The organism is Nonomuraea cypriaca, from assembly GCF_015645445.1.
Taxonomy (GTDB): domain Bacteria; phylum Actinomycetota; class Actinomycetes; order Streptosporangiales; family Streptosporangiaceae; genus Nonomuraea; species Nonomuraea cypriaca.
The window spans coordinates 1-18,769 of record NZ_JADOGI010000199.1; the positions used below are offsets into that span (position 1 = coordinate 1).

An 18,769-nucleotide genomic window follows, 5' to 3' on the forward strand; every position below is an offset into this window, starting at 1 on the left:
GGTCGGGGGTGTCGTTCTCCGCCCAGAACGCGAGTCCGCCCCCGGCGGCGTCGCCTGCCCATACCCCGTGTACCAGCACCACGGCAGGTTACCTCCGATGGCGGGAGATCAGGTCCGGGCGGCCTCGGCGGAGTAGACTGAAGGTATGAATCCTCCCGGATCGTGGTGTGAGCGGCCCAAGCCGCAGGCTCCCTCGTGCGAGCTCCCGTCGCCGTGGAGCAAGCCGAAGCAACCGGACAACTGGTGTGACGTACAGAAAGACCCGGTGCTGTCGGTTCTGAGGATCCTGTTCAAGGCCGCCAAGCGGTAACAAGCCAGTGATAGAAGGCCGTTTGCCTGGGTAGTCGCCTTCCTCAGCGGAGGAGGCGAACGTCGTGAACGAGACCCACAAGCTGGTCAACGATCTCTCCGAGCAGGTCTCCAGGCTCGTCAAGGACGAGCTTCGCCTCGCCAGGCTGGAACTCACGGAGAAGGGCAAGCGCGCGGGATTCGGCGCGGGCCTGTTCGGTGCGGCCGGGATGGCCGCGTTCTTCGGCGGGGCCGTGCTGACGGCCGCCGTCGTTCTGCTCCTCGCTCTGGTCATGCCCGGCTGGGCGGCCGCCGCCATCGTCGCGGGAGTCTTCTTCATCGCCGCCGCCCTGCTCGGCCTGATCGGCAAGAAAGAGGTGAAACGAGCCGCGCCGCCGGTCCCCGCGGAGACCATCGCGAGCGTCAAGGCCGATATCGACATGGTCAAGGAGAAAGCACGGCGATGAGCGAGACCGACCCCTCGTACAGCGAGCAACACGCTGGAGACCTGGGCGCCCACCGAGCCACCGTGGGCACGCCGACGGAACACGAGTCCGTCAACGTGCCGCCGACGAGACCCGGCGCCGCCGAGAACGCCCGCCGGGCGGCGGCCGCCCGTGAGGAACACGAGACATTCATCCCAGAGACCCCCGTTCCAGACGAACGATCCGAGGCCGCGGAGAGCCTGCGTACCGAAGAGGAGTCGTTGACAGGGGCGCGCGGGCAGGAGCACGCGCGCGGGCAGGACTACGAGCGCGGGCAGGACCACGAGGAAGTGGACGACGTGCGTAAGGACATCAAGGAACGCAGAAGAGAGCTCGGCGACACCGTCTCGGCGCTGGCGGGCAAGGCCGACGTGAAGGCGCGGGCGAGCCACGCGGCGGAGACCGCCAAGGACAAGGCGGCCCACGCGGCCGGGACGGCCAAGGACAGGGCGGCCCACGCGGCCGGGACGGCCAAGGACAGGGCGGCCCACGCGGCCGGGACGGCCAAGGAGAAGGCGGCCCACGCGGCCGGGACCGTGAAGAAGAGGGCGGGCAAGGTCCGCGACAGCGCGCCCGCGCCGGCCAGGAAGCGGCCGATGCTGCTCATCGCGGCCGCCGGCGCCGTGATCGCGTTCGTCGTACGCCGCGTCATGAGGCGCGGCAAGCGCAAGTGACACCCCGCGCGACGGGCGGAGCGGGCTAGGCTTGCCCATCGTGGACTTCATCCGGGTACGCGCCGCCGCCGACGGCGCCGAGACGATCTCCTACTGGACCGGCGACGTCTACTCCTGGCAGGACGACGACGGCCCGCGTCACCTGTTCGGGTTCGAGGGGCTCAACGTGGCCAGGGCGGTCGAGGCCGACGGCGGCCGGCAGCTGCTGACCAGGGAGGCCGCGCTCTACCTCGACCCGGAGAGCCGGCAGGTGCTCGACTCGTGGGACAACCCGTTCACCGGGCGCAGGGTCGAGGTGCGGCACGTCTTCAACGACCCCGTCAACCAGCGGCTCGGCGCCTATCCCGTGCCCGAGACGCGGCTCGGCGGCCAGGTCGTCTACAACGTCGACGTCCGGCTGGCCTACCCCTCTCCGCTGAAGGTCGCCGAATATCCCGACAACTCGGCGAGCGACACCTACCGTGCGCTGGAGCTGTTCCAGTTCTTCGTCTCGGCCGCGGACCTGGAGTCGGGGGCGGCCGACGTGCCGTGCGTGTTCTCGTGGTGCCGGGTGTCGCCGTGGCTGCCGTGGATGGCGATGGGGCAGCGCGGCGGCGGACTGGTCTACCACTGCCGCGGCGCCAAGGTGGCCGAGGTGCCTGAGCGGCTGCGCGAGCGCGTGGGGGAGCGGTTCATGCACGCTCCCGCCGAATGGTCCGGGCCCAACATGACGAGCTGGACGGCCTTCGCCGATGAGCACTGACCTGTTCTGCGAGATCATCGCCGGTGATCGGCCCGCCCACGTGGTGCACTCCGACGAGGTGGCCGTCTCCTTCCTCGACGCCAGGCCGGTCTTCAAGGGACACGTGCTGGTCGTGCCCCGGGTGCACGTCGAGACCCTCGCCGACCTGGCCGACGTCGGGCCCTTCTTCGAGCGGGTCCAGGCCATGGCCAGGGCAGTGGAGGAGGGCCTGGAGGCGGCCGGCACGTTCGTGGCCATGAACAACCGCGTCAGCCAGAGCGTCGCGCACCTGCACGTGCACGTGGTGCCGCGCAACAAGAAGGATGGGCTGCGCGGCTTCTTCTGGCCGCGCACCACATACTCCTCCACCGAGGAGGCCGAGTCCTACGCCGCCATGATCGCCAAAGCCCTGTAGGGGCGTACTAGGCTCTGGCCGCGTGGAATACCTGGTCGGGGTCGTCGTGGTGGCCGTGCTGGTGATCGTGCCCTCGGTCGTGTTGTGGCGGGTCATGCGCGGCCGCCGCGAGCTCGGCACCAGCCCGGCGGAGCGGGCCACGTTCGAGACCCTGCACACCGCCTCGCTGGCCGGGCCGCCGCTGCGGGCCGGGCTGACCGCCGACGGCGCCGAGCGCGCCTCGCGGCACCTGCGCACCCTGCTCGGCTCCGCCGCGCTGGCGATCACCGACGGCGAGCGGCTGCTCGTGTACGACGGCGCCGGCGACCACCACGCCGCCCAGGCCTACGACCACGCCGCGGCGACGCTGAAGGACGGCAGGACCCAGGTGCTGACCATCGAGTGCGACCTGCTCGAATGCCCGGTCAGGCACGCCGTGGTCGTGCCGCTCACCACCGACGACCGCGTGGTCGGCGCGCTGGCCGCGTACGGGCAGAACGCCTCGGCCGGGCTCGTCCGGGCCGCCCAGGAGGTGGCCGGGTGGGTGGACTCGCAGCTTGAGCTGGCCGAGCTGGACCGCTCGCGCACGCTGCTCATGGAGGCCGAGGTGCGTGCGCTGCGGGCACAGATCTCGCCGCACTTCATCTACAACTCGCTCACCACGATCGCCTCCTTCGTCCGCACCGACCCCGAGCGGGCCAGGGAGCTGCTGCTGGAGTTCGCCGACTTCACCCGCTACTCCTTCCGCAGGCACGGGGAGTTCACCACGCTGGCCGAGGAGCTGCGCTCCATCGACCGCTACCTGATCCTGGAGCGGGCCAGGTTCGGCGACCAGCTCCAGGTCACGCTGCGCATCGCGCCGGAGGTGCTGCCGGTCGCGGTGCCGTTCCTGTGCCTGCAACCGCTGGTCGAGAACGCCGTACGCCACGGTCTGGAGAGCCGCAACGGCATCGGCCGCATCACGATCGTCGCCGAGGACGCCGGGGCCGAATGCCGCATCAGCGTCGAGGACGACGGCCTCGGCATGGACCCCGACCGGTTGCGCCGCATCCTCGCCGGTGACATCGCCTCCGCCGGCGGCGTCGGGCTGGCCAACGTGGACGAGCGACTGCGCCAGGTGTACGGCGACGAGTACGGTCTCGTCGTCGAAACCGGCGCCGGCGCGGGCACGAAGGTCAACATCAGGTTGCCGAAATATCACCCAGGCGTCTCAGCCCGTTGACCTCGATCTTTGTTGTCTGTTTTATCACTGTCTATGGCACAACTCCGGGTCCTCGCAGTCGATGATGAGTTGCCCGCGCTCGAAGACCTGTCGTACCTGCTCCGCGCCGATCCCCGCATCGGCGAGGTGGCCACCGCTCGGGACGGCGCCGCGGCGCTGCGGCTGCTCGACCGGGCCATCGCCGAGGGGCGGCCCATCGACGCCGTCTTCCTCGACATCCGCATGCGCGGGCTGGACGGGGTGGTGCTCGGACGGCTGTTGTCGCAGTTCGCCAACCCGCCGCGGGTCGTCTTCGTGACGGCGTACGAGGAGCACGCGGTGGACGCGTTCGAGATCAAGGCGGAGGACTATCTGCTCAAACCGGTCCGGCCGGAACGGCTGGCGGAGGCGATCAGGCGGGTCGCCGTGTCGGCCGACGTGCCCGTGGAGGGCGGGGAGTCGGACACGATCCCGGTCGAGCTGGGCGGGGTGACGAGGTTCGTCTCCAGCGCCGACGTGATCTACGTGGAGGCGCAGGGGGACTACGCCAGGCTGCACACGGCGGCCGGGAGCCACCTGGTGCGCATCCCGCTGGCCACGCTGGAGGAACGGTGGGCTTCCGCCGGGTTCGTCCGCGTGCACCGGAGCCATCTGGTGGCGGTCAAGCACATCGACGAGCTGCACATCGACTCGGGCAAGTGCAGCGTGCGGGTGGGCGACATCGAACTGCCCGTCAGCCGCCGCCACACGCGCGAGCTGCGCGACCTGCTGGTACGCCGCGCCAGGAAGGGCAGGCCAGAATGAGCCGCGAGCCGCGACGCCAGGAAGGGCCAGGACCGAGCCCTGAGCCGCGCGCCGGCAAGGGGAGGCCCGCGATGAGTCCCGAGCCGCGTCCCGGCCGGCGGGTCGCCGTGACCAGTCCGCGCACCGCCGCGGCCCGTCGGCCCCGCTACCCGGCCACGAGGGAGATCGACGAGCAGACCCGGCTCGGCGAGGTCTACATGCACTCCCTGCTGCGTACCCAGTTTCGGCTCGCCCTGTTCGTCTGCACCGTGCTGGCCTGTGTGATCGGCGGGTTGCCGCTGCTGTTCCTGCTCATCCCGGAGCTGCGCGAGATGCACCTGCTCGGCGTACCGCTCCCGTGGGCGGTGCTCGCCGGACTCATCTACCCCGCCTTCGTCATCGGCGCCTGGCTCTACGTCCGCCAGGCCGAACGCAACGAACGCCACTTCGCCGAACTGGTCGAACGCCGGTGAGCCCGCCGAACGGAGTTCGGCCATGAGTCTGGCGGCGGTTCTCGTCGTTGTGGTGGCGGCGGTGCTCATCGGGGCGTTCGGGATCAGGTTCTCTCGTACCACCTCGGACTTCTACGTCGCCTCCCGCACCGTCAGCCCGCTCTGGAACGCGTCGGCGATCGGCGGCGAGTACCTGTCGGCCGCCTCGTTCCTGGGCATCGCGGGGCTCATCCTGTCCTTCGGCGTCGACATGCTGTGGCTGCCCGTCGGCTGGACCGGCGGCTATCTGGTGCTGCTGGTGCTCGTGTCGGCGCCGTTGCGCCGGTCGGGGGCGTACACGCTGCCCGACTTCGCCGAGGCCAGGCTGGAGTCCATGACCGTACGCCGTACGGCGAGTGTGCTGGTCGTGCTGATCGGCTGGCTCTACCTGATGCCGCAGTTCCAGAGCGCCGGGCTGGTGCTGCGGACGATCACGGGCGCGCCCGTCTGGGTCGGCGGGTTGCTGGTGGCGGTGGTCGTGGCGGTCAACGTGCTGTCGGGCGGCATGCGGTCGATCACGTTCGTGCAGGCGTTCCAGTACTGGCTCAAGCTGACGGCGCTGGCGGTGCCGCTGGTGTTCCTGCTGATGGCGTGGAAGGCCGACGGCGCGCCGGGGGTCAGCGCCCAGGACGCGGCCACCTGGCAGGTACCGCTGGCCGGGGGCAAGGAGTACGGGGTGTATTCGACGTACTCGCTGATCCTGGCGACGTTCCTGGGCACCATGGGGCTGCCGCACGTGCTCGTGCGCTTCTACACCAACCCGGACGGGCGGGCCGCGCGCCGTACGACGCTGGTGGTGCTGTCGCTGCTCGGCGCGTTCTATCTGCTGCCCGCCGTGTACGGGTGGCTCGGCCGCCTCTACGCGCCGGACCTGGTGCGCACGGACACGGTCGTCCTGACGCTGCCCGCGCGGATGATCGGCGGGACGCTCGGCGACCTGATGACGGCGCTGGTCACGGCGGGGGCGTTCGCGGCGTTCCTGTCCACCTCCTCGGGGCTGACCGTGTCCGTGGCGGGGGTCATCGCGCAGGACCTGCTCAAGGGCGGGGTGCGCTCGTTCAGGATCGCCACGCTGATGGCGGTGGCCGTGCCGCTGGCCCTGGCGCTCTGGGCCAGGGCGCTGCCCGTGGCGGACGTGGTGGGACTGGCGTTCGCGGTGGCGGCGTCGTCGTTCTGCCCGCTGCTCGTGCTCGGCATCTGGTGGCGCCGGCTCACCACCACCGGGGCGCTGGCCGGGCTGTTCGTGGGCGGTGGGCTGGCCTGCGGCGCGGTGCTGGCCACGATCACCGGCGGGCCGTACGACGGGCTCGCGGGCGCGTTGCTGGCCCAGCCGGCCGCGTGGACGGTGCCGATCGCGTTCGCGGTGATGGTGTCGGTGTCGTTCCTGACCCCGGACCGGGTGCCGCCGGGCGTGGCCAGGACCATGGTACGGCTGCACACCCCGGAGGACCTCGACCTCGACCGCGGCGACTGGCGCCCGCGCTCGTCGTGAACCAAGGCAGGCACGCGTCCTTGATCTTGGTCCGCTGGAAGGTGCGGCTGGTCTCGCCGTCGTGGCAGAAACCGGTCACCGCGCCGCGGACGAACGTCAGGTTTTCGGCGGTGAAGTCGCGCAGGTGCCGCCCAGGGTCTGCAGCGCCTGACTGGCGGTGTGGCAGTCGGCGTCGAGGCCGAGCAGGGCGGGGACGGCGAGCTCGGGCGCCGCCAGCAGGCGTTTCATGAGCTCGGGGAGGAAGCGGCGGCGGCCGGCTCCGGCCTGTGGCGGAGGAGGAGGGGCGGGGACCGGCCGCGGAGGCCGGCCCCCAGATTCTCGCCCGTGCGCGCGGTGGCGGGGCGAGTTCGGATCGGCTGAGACGGACGTCAGTGCGGCGGGGTGGTGTCCGCTAGGGACACGCCGTTCAGCAGGGTGCCGATGGAGGCGGTGGCGACGTCTTCGCTGGGGCGGGACAGGAACACGTTGACGTGGTACTCGCCGGCTTCCTCCTTACCCGTGGGGTCGACGCCCTGCTCGGCCAGGGCACGCAGGGCGAAATCGCGTTCCCCGTCGTCGGCGAACCTCCGCTGCGGGAAGGTGGTGTTCTCCAGTTGTTCCGTGACCAAGCCGTGGCGGGCCAACGTGTCGGCCACCGGGCCGTAGTCCACTGTCCGCAGGCACAGCGCGGCGAACCACGGACGGTGATCGGAGGATGTGCAGTCGAGCAGGCGGTCGATCGACCGGTCGGTGATGTAACCGATGCCGCCCGTGACCGTGATGAGGTCGGCCTCGCTCACCGCCTGTGCCAGCTCGGGTGACGGGTCGTCCTGTTCCATGTTCTCGGCCGCCCCCGCGTCCAGCAGGCCGACCTGTACGGCGTACTCGACGGCGGACGCGGCGGTGTCCACCCCGATCACCCGTGGAGCGGCTCGCCGGCGGCGGGTCTCGTAGAAGGCGCGGTCCTCGTCGGCGAGCTCTTCTGTCGCCAGGCCGGCCACCCGCGCGCCGCCGTAGTGATCGTAGAGGTGGTCCAGCGTGAGATCGCATTTCAGCAGCGCCGCGTTGATGCCGTACGAACAGCACAGGTCCACGACGGTCGGGGTGTCCACGTCGAGTGCGTCGAGGACCTTGCGGAAGACGCGTTGTCCGTGATGGGGGACGGCATAGTCGAGACCGCCGAGGCGGTCGTAGTAGGCACGCGGGTCTGGTCGATCGTAGATGTCGTCGAAGTCAGCCTTCATCAGCTTTCGGTCAGTGGTCTGATCGTCGGCTCGCACACTCTGCCTCTCTGCATGGCATATGCAACAACAGCGGTACAATGATCCATTTAACGTATCACGTCCGATATGTCGCATTAAGAGCAAGCTCAGCCGGTCATGACCCGTTCGTACGCGGCGATCAGGTCGTTCATGGGCAGCACCGGGCCCTGGGGGTCCTTGGCGGCGTCGTCCCACTGGCGCAGGGCGATCGCGTCCGGCGACCAGGGGTGTGCCTCGAAGGCCGCCGCCTCTTCCCGGGACATCGGGCCGCCCTGGGCGCGCAGGGAGCGTACCGACACCGGGCTGAGCGTGTCGTGGTAGGCGGGGTCCACCGTGACCAGGTAGCGCTTGGCGGCCACGTGCTGTTCGATGGCCCAGGCCGAGCGGTCGGTGAGGTGGTCGCGGGCGAAGGCGGCGCCCGCCTGCTCGTGCGGCATTCCGCGATGCGCGGCGGCGACCGGGCGGGCGCGGCCGATGTCGTGGAAGGCGGCGGCGAGGATCAACTCGTCGTCCGCGTCAGCCGCGGCGGCGTGGGCCGCGGTCTGGAGGGCGTGGGTACGCTGGTCGACCACCTCGCCGCCGTAGGGCAGGCCCGCGAGGCCGTCGAACAGATCGCGTAGTTCGTCCCGAGAAAGCATGAAAAATCCTCCTTTGCTGGGTTAAATGCAGCCTGCTTGGGTGACGGACGGGTGTCGGGACCGTGGACGTGCACCGACGGCAGGGCGACGTACGAGTGGGTTCGCCGGGAGTTAACCCCCCGGTTCGTGCATCGTCAGACGCGTCTGACCTGCTCATCACCGTCGGCGACCAGCGTGACGAGCCGGACTTGTTTCCCCGACCCGCTCGGAGACCCACTGTGAAACGTTCCCTGACCGCCCTGGCCATGATCGGCGCGCTCGCGGCGGCGGGCTGTTCCTCCGCCGACGGCAGCAGCGCCGGAGACGCCGGCGTGCTGCGCTTCGCCGCCGTGCCGGCGGAGCAGAACATCGATCCCACGGCCGAGTACAAGGACGTCATCGCCCTGATCGAGAAGAACACCGGCAGGAAGGTGGAGTTCGTCCGCTCGACCGACTACAACGCGGTCATCGAGGGCATGGTGTCCGGCAAGATCGACCTGGCCGAGTTCGGGCCGCTGTCGTACGTGCTCGCCAAGAGCAACGGCGCGAAGATCACGCCGATCGCGTCGATGGTCGAGAAGGGCGGCAAGCCGACGTACCAGAGTTACGGCATCGTCCCCGCGAACAGCTCGATCAGTGACATCAACGGCTTCAAGGGCGCCAAGGTCTGCTTCGTCGACCCCGGCTCCACCTCCGGTTACCTCTTCCCCAGCCAGGGCCTGATCGGCGCGGGCATCGACCCGAAGACGGGGGTCAGCCCCGTCATGGCGGGCGGCCACGACAACTCGGTGCTGTCGGTCGCCTCAGGCAAGTGCGAGGCCGGCTTCGCCGAGAACGCCATGGTCGACCACATCCTCGTCGACAAGGGCAAGCTCAAGGCGGGCCAGGTCAAGATCGTGTGGAAGTCCGCGCCGATCCCCATGTCACCCGTCGCCATGCGCGATGAGCTGCCCGCCGACGTCAAGGCCAAGCTCACCCAGACGTTCACGAAGGACGCGAACAAGGACCGGCTGGTGCAGCTCGGCATCTGTAAGGACACGAACGCATGCGCCGTGACGGCCGACTCGTCGATATGGGGGTTCCAGCAGGTGACGGACGCGACCTTCGACCCCGTACGCCAGGTGTGCACGACCACCCACAACGAGCAGTGCTCGAAGGCATGACGGTCGTCGAGACGCGCGGGCTCGTCAAGACCTTCGGCAGCGTACGCGCCTGCGCCGGCATCGACCTCACCGTGCGCCGCGGCGAGACGGTCGCCCTGCTCGGGCCCTCGGGCTCGGGCAAGTCCACGCTGCTGCGCCACCTCAACGGGCTGACCAGGCCGGACTCCGGCTCGGTCAGCGTGCTCGGGGTGGACGTGGTGTCGGCCAGGGGGACCGCGCTGCGCGCGCTGCGCCGCCGGGTCGGGGTGGTGTTCCAGCAGTTCAACCTGGTGGGACGGCTCACCGTGATGGAGAACGTCCTCAGCGGCGCCCTCGGCCGCGTCCGCGGCCCCCGGTACGGCGTCGTCACCTGGCCGAGGGCCGTACGCTCCGAGGCGTTCGAGCACCTCGACCGGGTGGGCCTGGCCGACCGGGCCTACCAGCGGGCGGGCAGCCTGTCGGGCGGCCAGCAGCAGCGGGTCGCCATCGCGCGGGCCTTGCTGCAGCGGCCAGAACTGGTCCTGGCCGACGAGCCCGTCGCCTCACTCGACCCCGAGACGGCGGCCTCCGTCATGGACCTGCTGGTACGCGTGTGCCGGGAGGACGGGCTGACCATGGTGTGCACCTTGCACCAGATCGAGCTCGCGCTGCAGTGGACGGGCCGCGTCGTCGGCTTGCGGCTGGGCGAGGTCAAGCTGGACGAGCCCACCGATCTGCTCGACGCCGTACGGCTGCGCGGGCTCTACCTGTCCGATCCCGTGACGGTGCCATGACGGCGCGCCTGACGGACGAGCGGCCCGTGGCGCCTGCCGCGAGCCGGTCCTGGCCGGGCCCGCCGCGCGGCGCCAGGCGGGCGGCGGCGTGGGGGTTCCCGATCGTGTTCGCGGCGCTCGGGCTGCTCGCGCTCGACCGGCTCGGCGTCGGTCCAGGCGGGCTGGTCGCCGGGTTCGGCGAGGTCGCCGCGCTGCTGGCCAGGGCCTGGCCGCCCACGCTCGCGGACCCGGCGACGACGTTCGCGCACGTGCTCGACACGCTCTGGATGGCCGTCGCGGGCACCGCGCTCGCGACCCTGCTGGCCGCCGCGCTGGGCGTGCTGGCCGCGGCCACCACGGCGCCGGGCAAGGTCGTCAGATCGGCGGCGCTGGCCGTGATCGTCGCCTGCCGGGCCATCCCCGACGTGGTGTTCGCGGTGTTCTTCGTGGCGGCGATCGGCATCGGACCGCTGCCCGGTGTGCTCGCGCTCGGCCTGCACTCGGTGGGCATGCTGGGCAAGCTGTTCGCCGAGGCGGTCGAGCAGGCCGACGAGGGGGTGCGCGAGGCGGTCGCGGGCACCGGCGCGGGACCCGCGCAGCGGCTGCTCGCCGGTGTGCTGCCGCAGGTGGCGCCCGCCTGGATCGCCGCCATTCTGTACCGGCTGGACATCAACTTCCGCGGCTCGGTCCTGCTCGGCGCGGTTGGCGCGGGCGGGATCGGGCTCGATCTGAAGACCGCGTTCGGGTTCACCGACTACCCGGAGGCCGTCGGGATCGCCCTGGTCACAGTGGCCGTGGTGCTGCTCGTCGAGGCCGTGTCCGTGGCGCTGCGCGGGCAGCTCCTGAGCGGGGGCCGTACCGGTGCCGTTCCTCCCGTGCGGGGGACGCGCGTGCCGTGGATGCGCGGGCGGCTCGCCGTGCACCTGGCCGGATGGGGCGCGCTGGCGCTCGCCGCGGTGGCGTTCTGGCGGGTGGGCGCGAGCCCGGCCGCGCTGGCGGACGCGGCCGCCGGCTCTGTACGGGCGCTCGGCGACTTCTTCCCGCCCGGCTTCGCGCCCGTCGCGGACCTGCTGGGTCCCGGGCTGCTGGAGACGGCCGCGATCGCGCTCGGCGCCACCTTCCTCGGCACGCTGGCCGGCGTGCCGCTCGGTCTGGCCGCCGCGCGGGCCGTCGCCCCGAACAACGGGGTACGGCTGCTCGCCCGCGCCCTCTGCGTGGGCCTGCGATCCATCCCCGACCTGCTGCTCGTGCTGGTGTTCGTGGCCGCGTTCGGGCTGATGGACGGGCCGATCGCGGGCACCCTGGCGCTGGCCGTGTTCACCGCGGCCCTGGTCGCCAAGCTCGTCGCCGACGACGCGGAGGAGCTGCGCCCAGGGCCGCGCGAGGCGGTGCTGTCCGCAGGGGCGGGCCGCGTACAGGAGCTGACCGTCGCCGTGCTCGGCCAGCTCACGCCGCGCCTTGTGGCGACCACCCTGTACGCGCTCGACGTCAACCTGCGCGCCTTCTTCATCCTCGGCATCGTCGGGGCCGGCGAGCTCGGCTACGCGCTGAGCCAGCACATCAGGGCGCTCGGCTACGACGTGGTCACCGCGATCGTGTTGCCGGTGTTCGTGCTGGTCCTGGTCGTGGAGGCGATCTCGGCCCGGCTCAGATCCGTCCTTCGCTGATGGCCTCCACGCTCGTGCGGCGTCGCCCGCCGTTCACCCGCCGGTCAGAAACGCCGCAGAGGCTGCTTGTCATGACAAGCACGCAGCGCTACCTGGAGATGGCCGACATCCTGGAGGCGGAGCTGGCCCACGTGCCCGTGGGCGCGCAGGTGCCGAGTGAGCACGTGCTGGCCGACCGCTTCCACGTCAGCAGGCCCGCCGCCCGCGCGGCCCTGCAGGAGCTGGAGCGGCGGCTGCTGGTACGCCGCGTCCAGGGCGTCGGCACCTTCAGACGCGGGCGCGTGGAGTACATCATCTCCGCCCACATCTCCCCGTCGTTCAGCGAGACCGTCCGCCTGGCGGGCGCCGAGCCAGGCGCGCGTCTGATCAGCTGCGGCGTCCGGCGCGCGGTCGAGCAGGAACGCGCCAGGCTCGGCCTGGCCACCGGCGCGGCCGTGTGGACGGTCGAGCGCGTGTTCAGCGTGAACCGCGAGGTCGCCGCGTACGCCACCAGTGTCCTGCCCCGGCGACCCCTGCTGAACCTGGACAGGGAGCTGGGCGACGAGGTCTCCCTGCACCGCGTCCTGCGGCGCCGCTACGGCCTCACCGTCGTCCGCTCCCGCTACCGGATCTGCCTCGACGTGCCGCCGCCCGGCATCGCCGAGCACCTGACCGGCGGTAGCAGAGGCCCCGTCTGGCTGGCCGAGAGCGTGAACAGGGCCGTGGGCGGGCCGTGCGTCGAGTACGCGCGGACGTACCTGCGGCCGGACGTCCTCGACGTCACCTTCGAGATCGAAGAGGAAACACCTTGATCGACACGATGACCAGGGAGGAACGCGCCGAGTTGCTCGCCGCCGCCACTCCCGACGAACTGCTGGCCCTCACCGAGCGCCTGCTGGGAGCCGGCGACCTCGGCGAGCCGACCGTGCTTCATCCGCCGGAGGTCGGCATGGTGATGCTCACCGTGCGTGAACCGGTGGCCGAGGAACGGTTCCACCTCGGGGAGGTGCTGGTCACCTCGTGCACCGTCGAGGTGGCAGGGGCCGCCGGGTGGAGCATGCGGGGCGGCGACGACCGCGTGGCCACGCTCGCCGCCGCACTCCTGGACGCCGCCGTGGCCGCCGGGCTGCCGGCCGCCGGGGACGTACACGCGTTGTGCGCGGCCGTGGCCGAACGGCGGGCCCGCGAGGACGCCGCCGAATGGGCCGAGGTTTCCACCACCAGGGTCGCCTTCGAGGAGCTCACATGACCATGACCGCGGTACACGGGATCGGCGCGCACGTCCGGGCGGTGACGCCCACGGCGGCGCGGGCCCAGGCGGATTTCCGGGTCCTGCTCGACGTGCTGTCCCGCCCGGGGACGCTCGGCGCCGTCGGGCGCGGGGACGGCCCGGCGGCGATCGCCGTGGCCGCCGGGCTGGCCGACGTCGAGGTGCCCACGTCGGTGCTGACCGGTCCCGGCGACGAGCACTGGGCGAACGCCCTGCACCTGGCGACCTCGGCGCCGCCCGCGCCGCTGGAGACGGCCCGCATGGTGGTCGCGCTCCGCCCGCCGTCACCCGCCGAGATCGCCGGGCTGACCCGCGGCGACGCCCTGCATCCCGAGCACGGCACCCGCCTGATCGCCGCCGTCACGACCCTGGAGCCGCCGGACACGCCGGGGGCCGGCGTCGTGCTCGGTCTCAGCGGACCCGGTGTGCCGGGCGCGCGGCGGATCCGGGTCACGGGCCTGCCCGGCGCGGTGTTCGCCGCCCTCGCCGAGGCGAACGCCGCCTTCCCGGCCGGTGTCGACACCTTCCTCGTCGCTCAGGACGGGACCGTCGCCGGGCTGCCCCGCAGCACCCGCATCGAGATAGAGGACACCGGCAACCTCATGAACGGAGAGCACTGAATGGGGTACTCAGGTGCCAGCGGCGGCCACGAGGCCATCCTGGCCGCCGAGCAGCTCGTCGAACGCCACCGGTACGGCGGCTCCAGCGCCTGGCTCGGCATCGACCAGATCACCGGGCGGCTCAGGCTGGCCGTGGACCGGATCATGGGGGAGGGCGGCCTGTGGGCCCCCGAGCTGGCGGCCAGGGCGCTGCGCCAGTCGGAGGGTGACGTGCAGGAGGCGGCCCAGCTCATCAGGGCGCACCGCTCGACGCTGCCGCGGGTCGCGTACTCCGAGCCGGTCCACGCCGACGAGCTGCGGATCTCACGCCGGATCTCGCCCGCCTTCCGTAACCCGCCGGGCAGCCAGTTGCTCGGCCGCACGCTCGACTACGTGGGCCGGCTGCTCGACCTCATGCCGGAGGAGCAGGCCAAGGCCCGCCTCCACCAGCCCGCCCCGTCCCACGGCCACGGGCCCGAGCACGGGCACTCCGCGCAGGGGCACGAGCATCCGCAAGGCCCTGGAAGCGATTCCGGGCAGGTCGACGGGCATGATCCGCGGCGTCCGCCGCGCCTGCTCGGCCTGCTTCGTTCGATGGGCATGCTGGCCGACAGGGTCACGGACGGCGACGCGGAGCCGTACGACATCACGCGCTCACCCGTACGCCCGGGAGTGCCCAGGTCGGCGCGGCTGACCGCGATGGCGCGCGCCGAGACCGGCGCCCTGGTGCATCTGTGGTATTCGCACACGTTCCAGCCGGGCAGGCACAACCACGAGTTCCCCGGCGAGGTACGCCACGGGACGCTCCCCATGCGGGTCCTTCACCCGCTCACCGGCCGGCCGGTCACCGTGGCCGAGGTCAGGGTCACCGAGGTGGAGACCATCGACGACCTCGACCGCGCGGAGGAGGACCGCAGCCGGCTCGACCTCGGCTACGGCATGTGCTTCGGCCACAACGAGCGCAAGGCGATCGCCATGGCGGGCCTCGACCTGCTGGTGCACCGTGACGGCGGCCGTACGAGCCTGGAGCAGGAGGTCCTGCTGACCCTGGACGGCATCGAGGCGTCCGGCTTCCTCGAGCACCTCAAACTGCCCCACTACGTCGACTTCCGGTCGGTGCTCGACCGCAAGCGGGCGGTACGCGCCGCCATGGAGGAGGCGGTGACCCGATGAAGACGGTGCGGGAACTGGCCGGTGACGGCGGCCCCAGGGGCATCTTCGACGAGCTGTCCAAGCGCGAGGTGCGCCGCGCGGCGCTCACCGCGGTGGCCGTGCCCGGTTACCAGGTGCCGTTCGGGTCGCGCGAGATGCCGGTCGCCCGCGGCTGGGGCTCAGGCGGGCTGCAGGTGACGCTGGCGCTCGTCGGCCCAGAGGACCGGCTGAAGGTGATCGACCAAGGCGAGGACGGCGGCGTGAACGCCTCCAACCTGCGCCGCCTGGTCGTCGGCCACGTCGGCTGTGAGGAGGAGACCGACACCCGCCTGGCGAGCCTGATCCAGTCCAGGCACCGCATCCCCGAGACGCCGCTGCGCGCCGACCAGACCCTCGTGCTCCAGGTCCCGGTGCCCGAGCCGCTGCGCGCGGTCGAGCACGACGTACGCGAGCAGCGCAGGATGCACGCCGAGGCCGACTACTCGCGCATGTGGGTCGGCCTGTACGAGGACGTCGTACGCAACGGCGTCGTCACCAAGACCGCCGGCTACCCCTGCGTGGTCGACGGCCGGTACCTGATCTCGCCCACGCCGATCCCCAGGTTCGACGTGCCCAAGCTGGACCGGGCCGAGCATCTGACGCTCTTCGGGGCGGGACGGGAGAAGCGGATCTACGCGGTGCCGCCGCACACGAAGGTGGAGCCGCTGGTGTTCGAGGACATCCCGTTCGAGGTCGAGCACACGCCGGGTGCGGCCTGCCGCCACTGCGGCGCGGAGGGGTCGTACCTGGTGGAGGTGCCGGCCGTGGACGGTTCCGTGACGTGGGTGTGCAGCGACACGGACTATTGCACGCGTAACAGGGGGAATCGATGAGCTGGGCGTTGAAGGTGGACGGGCTCGGCAGGGTCTACGGCGAGCAGGGACCGCGGTCACTGCCCGGCACCGGCCCCGAGCACGGCACCTCGGTCTCGCCCGCGACCGGGGCGGTGGTGGCCGCCTGGGACGTCGGCTTCGAGGTGGAGCCCGGCGAGGCGCTGGGCATCGTCGGCGAATCCGGGTCCGGCAAGTCGACGGTCATGCGCTGCGTGGCCGGCGACGAGCGGCCCAGCCACGGCAGCGCCTACCTGCGCGGGTACGAGGACGGCAGGACCGACGTGCTGGCGCTCGACGACAGCGCGCGCCGGCGGCTGCGGATCGACCGGGTGTCCGTGGTCTACCAGGACCCTGCCTCCGGGCTCGACCTGGACACCAGCGCGGGCGGCAACATCGCCGAGCGGCTCACCGCCGCCGGTGGCAGGCACTTCGGCCGCATCCGCGACCGGGCCGCCGAACTGCTGGAGCTGACCGAGGTGCCCCTGTCCCGCATGGACGATCCGGTACGCACGTTCTCCGGCGGCATGCGGCAACGCGTCCAGATCGCCAAGGCGCTGGCCAACCGCCCGCCCGTGCTGCTGCTCGACGAGCCGACCACGGGCCTGGACGCCTCGGTCGCGGCCGGCGTGCTCGACCTGCTCAGGAACCTGCTCGAACGACTCGGCGTCGCCGCCGTGGTCGTCTCCCACGACTTCGGCGTCATCGAGATGCTGACCAGGAGGGTGATGGTGATGCAACACGGCCGCGTCGTCGAGACCGGCCTGACCGACCAGCTGCTCGAGGACCCGCAGCACCCCTACAGCCAGCGACTGGTAGCGGCGGCGCGCGGATGAACGTTCTGGAGATCAGGGGACTGGTCAAGTCGTTCACCCTGCACACGATCGACGGCCGTACGGTGGGCGCGCTGCACGGCGTCGACCTCGACGTGGCCGCCGGCGAGCACGTCGCCCTCGCCGGCTCGTCGGGCGCGGGCAAGTCGTCGCTGCTGCGGTGCGTCCACCGCACGTACGTCCCGACGTCCGGCCGCATCCTGCTGCGCACCTCGTCAGGGTCGCGGGTGGACCTCGCCGCGCTGCCCGACGCCCAGGTCGCCGACCTGCGGGGCAGGGAGCTCGGGTACGTCTCGCAGTTCCTGCGGGCCGAGCCGCGCCGGGCCGTACTCGACATCGTGGCGCGCGCCGGCGTGGCCAGGGGCCTGGATCCCGGCGCGGCCCGCGACGCGGCGGCCGCCGCGCTGCGCAGGCTCGGCATCGACGAACGCCTGTGGGCCATGCACGCGACCGTCCTGTCCGGTGGCCAGAAGCAGCGCGTGAACCTCGCCGCCGGCACCATCTCACCTCCCCGGCTGCTGCTGCTCGACGAGCCGGTGTCGGCGCTGGACCCGGTCAACAGGGAGGCCGTGCTGTCCATGATCGCCGACCTGACGGAGGCCGGCGTGGCCGTGCTGTCCGTCTTCCACGACCTCGACGCCATCGAACGGCTGGCCACCCGGGTCGTGGTGCTGCGGGACGGCAGAGTCGCCGCCGACGGGCCGCCCGCCGCCGTACTGCGTGATTCCGAACTGAACCTGGAGGTGGCCCGATGAGTGTGCCAGTGAGTGTGCCGGTGAGGGTGCTCGCCCATGCCAAGGCCGTACTGCCTGATCGTGTCATCGACGACGCGCTCGTCGTGATCGAGCACGGCCTGATCACCCACGTGGGGCCCGTCCGGCCCGGCTCCGTGCCCGCCGAGGCGGTCGACCTGCGGGGCGCGCTGCTGCTGCCCGGCATCGTCGACACCCACTCCGACGGGCTGGAGACCGAGCTGCGGCCCCGGCCCGGGGCGGAGTTCGAGGTCGGGTTCGGGGTGTCGAGCTTCGAGGGGCGGGTGCGGGCGGCCGGCGTGACCACCGTGTTCCACGGGGTCGCCTTCGAGTCGCACAACCGCAAGGGGCGTACCGTCGATCGGGCGCGCAGCCTGGACGCCGCGATCCGCGAGCGCGCCGCCTCGGGGCACGCGCTGGTGGACCACCGCGTCCTCTACCGGCTCGACGCCCGCGACCCCGACGGCCTGACGGCCCTCGACTCCTGCCTGTCCGGTACGCCCACGCCGCCGCCCCTGGTCTCGTTCGAGGACCACACGCCCGGCCAGGGGCAGTACCGCGACTCGGCCATGTACCGGCGCTGGCTGGAGGGGACCGAGGGCCTGTCCACCGAGGAGGCTCAGCGCCGGGTGGAGACCCTGGTCGCCGAGCGGGACACGCGCATCGGGCACCGGGAGATCGCGCTCGGGCGGCTGGCCGAACTGGCCGCACTCGGGCGGGCCCGGCTGCTCGCGCACGACCCGGTGACCGCCGGGGAGATCGACGTGGCGCTGGCCAACGGGGTGTCCGTGGCCGAGTTCCCCACCACCCAGGAGGCGGCGCGGGCGGCTCGCGAGCGCGGGCTCCGGGTGGTGGCCGGCGCCCCGAACGTCCTGCGCGGCGGCTCCCACTCGGGCAACGTGGCGGCGGCCGACCTGGTGGCGGCGGGGCTGGTGGACGGGCTCTCCAGCGACTACCTGCCCTCCGCGCCGCTGGCGGCGGCGCTGCTGCTGGCCGATCGCGGCGTCCTCCCGCTGCCGCGCGCGGTCGCCCTGGTCACCTCGGGGCCCGCGGCGGTCGCGGGGCTGAGTGACCGGGGCGAGCTGGTCGCCGGGCAGCGGGGTGACCTGGCCGTGGTGACCGTGGACCGGGGGTGGCCGACCGTGCGGATGACCGTCACGGCCGGTGACCAGGCACTGCTCGCCGGGGTAGGCAACCGATGAGAACACCACACGGAGAGGGGCCCGGCATGCCGGTTGACCGCGGAAACGACCCCATGGCACCCGGCCCCGCGCCTGCCGAGCCGGGCGACCGCGGAAACGGCCCGGCTGGTGCCGGCTTCGCGCCAGCCCGAGGAGGCGGGCTGCCGGAGCCGGGCGGGCGTGGGT

23 protein-coding genes are annotated in these 18,769 nt (G+C 72.0%); 20 read left to right on the forward strand and 3 right to left on the reverse strand.

All coding sequences use genetic code 11. From position 1 onward, the window contains the following. The first annotated feature begins 145 nt into the window (after positions 1 to 145). The 9 genes from ITP53_RS42350 (at position 146) to ITP53_RS42390 (ending at position 6,529) form a co-directional block, all read left to right on the forward strand. Positions 146 to 310, forward strand: coding sequence for a hypothetical protein (locus tag ITP53_RS42350; protein WP_195901115.1), 165 nt, complete (start codon positions 146 to 148; stop codon positions 308 to 310). 64 nt (positions 311 to 374) lie between these two features. After that, positions 375 to 755 carry a phage holin family protein gene (locus ITP53_RS42355; protein ID WP_195901116.1) on the forward strand — a complete coding sequence of 127 codons (381 nt, stop codon included), beginning with the start codon at positions 375 to 377 and terminating at the stop codon, positions 753 to 755. After that, positions 752 to 1,447, forward strand: a complete 696-nt coding sequence (locus tag ITP53_RS42360; RefSeq protein WP_195901117.1) for a DUF3618 domain-containing protein — start codon at positions 752 to 754, stop codon at positions 1,445 to 1,447. Before ITP53_RS42355 ends, ITP53_RS42360 begins: the two co-directional genes overlap by 4 nt. 40 nt (positions 1,448 to 1,487) lie before the next feature. Next, on the forward strand, positions 1,488 to 2,189 hold the full coding sequence (locus ITP53_RS42365) for a DUF1838 family protein (protein ID WP_207757207.1): 702 nt from the start codon (positions 1,488 to 1,490) through the stop codon (positions 2,187 to 2,189). Beyond that, positions 2,179 to 2,583, forward strand: coding sequence for an HIT family protein (locus ITP53_RS42370; protein WP_195901119.1), 405 nt, complete (start codon positions 2,179 to 2,181; stop codon positions 2,581 to 2,583). Before ITP53_RS42365 ends, ITP53_RS42370 begins: the two co-directional genes overlap by 11 nt. A gap of 22 nt (positions 2,584 to 2,605) precedes the next feature. Further along, positions 2,606 to 3,784 carry a sensor histidine kinase gene (locus ITP53_RS42375; RefSeq protein WP_195901120.1) on the forward strand — a complete coding sequence of 393 codons (1,179 nt, stop codon included), beginning with the start codon at positions 2,606 to 2,608 and terminating at the stop codon, positions 3,782 to 3,784. 33 nt (positions 3,785 to 3,817) lie between these two features. Further along, the gene (locus tag ITP53_RS42380; RefSeq protein WP_195901121.1) at positions 3,818 to 4,567 is read left to right on the forward strand and encodes a LytR/AlgR family response regulator transcription factor; all 750 of its coding nucleotides are present in this window, start codon (positions 3,818 to 3,820) and stop codon (positions 4,565 to 4,567) included. Positions 4,568 to 4,638: 71 nt separating this feature from the next. Then, positions 4,639 to 5,019, forward strand: coding sequence for a hypothetical protein (locus ITP53_RS42385; protein WP_195901122.1), 381 nt, complete (start codon positions 4,639 to 4,641; stop codon positions 5,017 to 5,019). A 22-nt stretch (positions 5,020 to 5,041) separates the two neighbouring features. Then, complete coding sequence (locus ITP53_RS42390; RefSeq protein WP_195901123.1) at positions 5,042 to 6,529, forward strand: sodium/solute symporter; 1,488 nt, start codon at positions 5,042 to 5,044, stop codon at positions 6,527 to 6,529. Between the two features lie 96 nt (positions 6,530 to 6,625). Here ITP53_RS42390 and ITP53_RS59750 read toward each other — a convergent pair whose 3' ends face one another. The 3 genes from ITP53_RS59750 to ITP53_RS42400 form a co-directional block, all read right to left on the reverse strand. After that, positions 6,626 to 6,757, reverse strand: coding sequence for a hypothetical protein (locus tag ITP53_RS59750; RefSeq protein ID WP_268961340.1), 132 nt, complete (start codon positions 6,755 to 6,757; stop codon positions 6,626 to 6,628). A gap of 140 nt (positions 6,758 to 6,897) precedes the next feature. Further along, on the reverse strand, positions 6,898 to 7,752 hold the full coding sequence (locus ITP53_RS42395; protein WP_195901124.1) for a hypothetical protein: 855 nt from the start codon (positions 7,750 to 7,752) through the stop codon (positions 6,898 to 6,900). 125 nt (positions 7,753 to 7,877) lie between these two features. Continuing rightward, positions 7,878 to 8,408: an HD domain-containing protein gene (locus tag ITP53_RS42400; protein WP_195901125.1), complete on the reverse strand. Its 531-nt coding sequence runs from the start codon at positions 8,406 to 8,408 to the stop codon at positions 7,878 to 7,880. A 218-nt stretch (positions 8,409 to 8,626) separates the two neighbouring features. Here ITP53_RS42400 and ITP53_RS42405 point away from each other — a divergent pair, with 218 nt between their 5' ends. From ITP53_RS42405 to ITP53_RS42455, 11 genes are all read left to right on the forward strand, one after another. Further along, the gene (locus tag ITP53_RS42405; RefSeq protein WP_207757208.1) at positions 8,627 to 9,550 is read left to right on the forward strand and encodes a phosphate/phosphite/phosphonate ABC transporter substrate-binding protein; all 924 of its coding nucleotides are present in this window, start codon (positions 8,627 to 8,629) and stop codon (positions 9,548 to 9,550) included. After that, entirely contained in the window at positions 9,547 to 10,302 is a 756-nt protein-coding gene (phnC, locus tag ITP53_RS42410; RefSeq protein ID WP_195901126.1) for a phosphonate ABC transporter ATP-binding protein, read from the forward strand. The genes ITP53_RS42405 and phnC overlap by 4 nt, the downstream gene beginning before the upstream one ends. Then, the gene (phnE, locus tag ITP53_RS42415) at positions 10,299 to 11,948 is read left to right on the forward strand and encodes a phosphonate ABC transporter, permease protein PhnE (RefSeq protein WP_195901127.1); all 1,650 of its coding nucleotides are present in this window, start codon (positions 10,299 to 10,301) and stop codon (positions 11,946 to 11,948) included. The genes phnC and phnE overlap by 4 nt, the downstream gene beginning before the upstream one ends. A 71-nt stretch (positions 11,949 to 12,019) precedes the next feature. Next, complete coding sequence (locus tag ITP53_RS42420) at positions 12,020 to 12,739, forward strand: GntR family transcriptional regulator (RefSeq protein WP_195901128.1); 720 nt, start codon at positions 12,020 to 12,022, stop codon at positions 12,737 to 12,739. Further along, on the forward strand, positions 12,736 to 13,176 hold the full coding sequence (gene phnG, locus ITP53_RS42425) for a phosphonate C-P lyase system protein PhnG (RefSeq protein WP_207757209.1): 441 nt from the start codon (positions 12,736 to 12,738) through the stop codon (positions 13,174 to 13,176). The genes ITP53_RS42420 and phnG overlap by 4 nt, the downstream gene beginning before the upstream one ends. Further along, entirely contained in the window at positions 13,173 to 13,817 is a 645-nt protein-coding gene (phnH, locus tag ITP53_RS42430) for a phosphonate C-P lyase system protein PhnH (protein ID WP_195901129.1), read from the forward strand. The genes phnG and phnH overlap by 4 nt, the downstream gene beginning before the upstream one ends. Continuing rightward, positions 13,818 to 14,969 carry a carbon-phosphorus lyase complex subunit PhnI gene (locus tag ITP53_RS42435; RefSeq protein WP_195901130.1) on the forward strand — a complete coding sequence of 384 codons (1,152 nt, stop codon included), beginning with the start codon at positions 13,818 to 13,820 and terminating at the stop codon, positions 14,967 to 14,969. Continuing rightward, complete coding sequence (locus tag ITP53_RS42440) at positions 14,966 to 15,820, forward strand: alpha-D-ribose 1-methylphosphonate 5-phosphate C-P-lyase PhnJ (protein WP_195901131.1); 855 nt, start codon at positions 14,966 to 14,968, stop codon at positions 15,818 to 15,820. Before ITP53_RS42435 ends, ITP53_RS42440 begins: the two co-directional genes overlap by 4 nt. Beyond that, positions 15,817 to 16,653: an ATP-binding cassette domain-containing protein gene (locus tag ITP53_RS42445; protein ID WP_195901132.1), complete on the forward strand. Its 837-nt coding sequence runs from the start codon at positions 15,817 to 15,819 to the stop codon at positions 16,651 to 16,653. The genes ITP53_RS42440 and ITP53_RS42445 overlap by 4 nt, the downstream gene beginning before the upstream one ends. Then, positions 16,650 to 17,405: an ATP-binding cassette domain-containing protein gene (locus tag ITP53_RS42450; protein WP_195901133.1), complete on the forward strand. Its 756-nt coding sequence runs from the start codon at positions 16,650 to 16,652 to the stop codon at positions 17,403 to 17,405. Before ITP53_RS42445 ends, ITP53_RS42450 begins: the two co-directional genes overlap by 4 nt. Beyond that, on the forward strand, positions 17,402 to 18,604 hold the full coding sequence (locus ITP53_RS42455) for an alpha-D-ribose 1-methylphosphonate 5-triphosphate diphosphatase (protein ID WP_195901134.1): 1,203 nt from the start codon (positions 17,402 to 17,404) through the stop codon (positions 18,602 to 18,604). Before ITP53_RS42450 ends, ITP53_RS42455 begins: the two co-directional genes overlap by 4 nt. Positions 18,605 to 18,769: the final 165 nt, after the last annotated feature.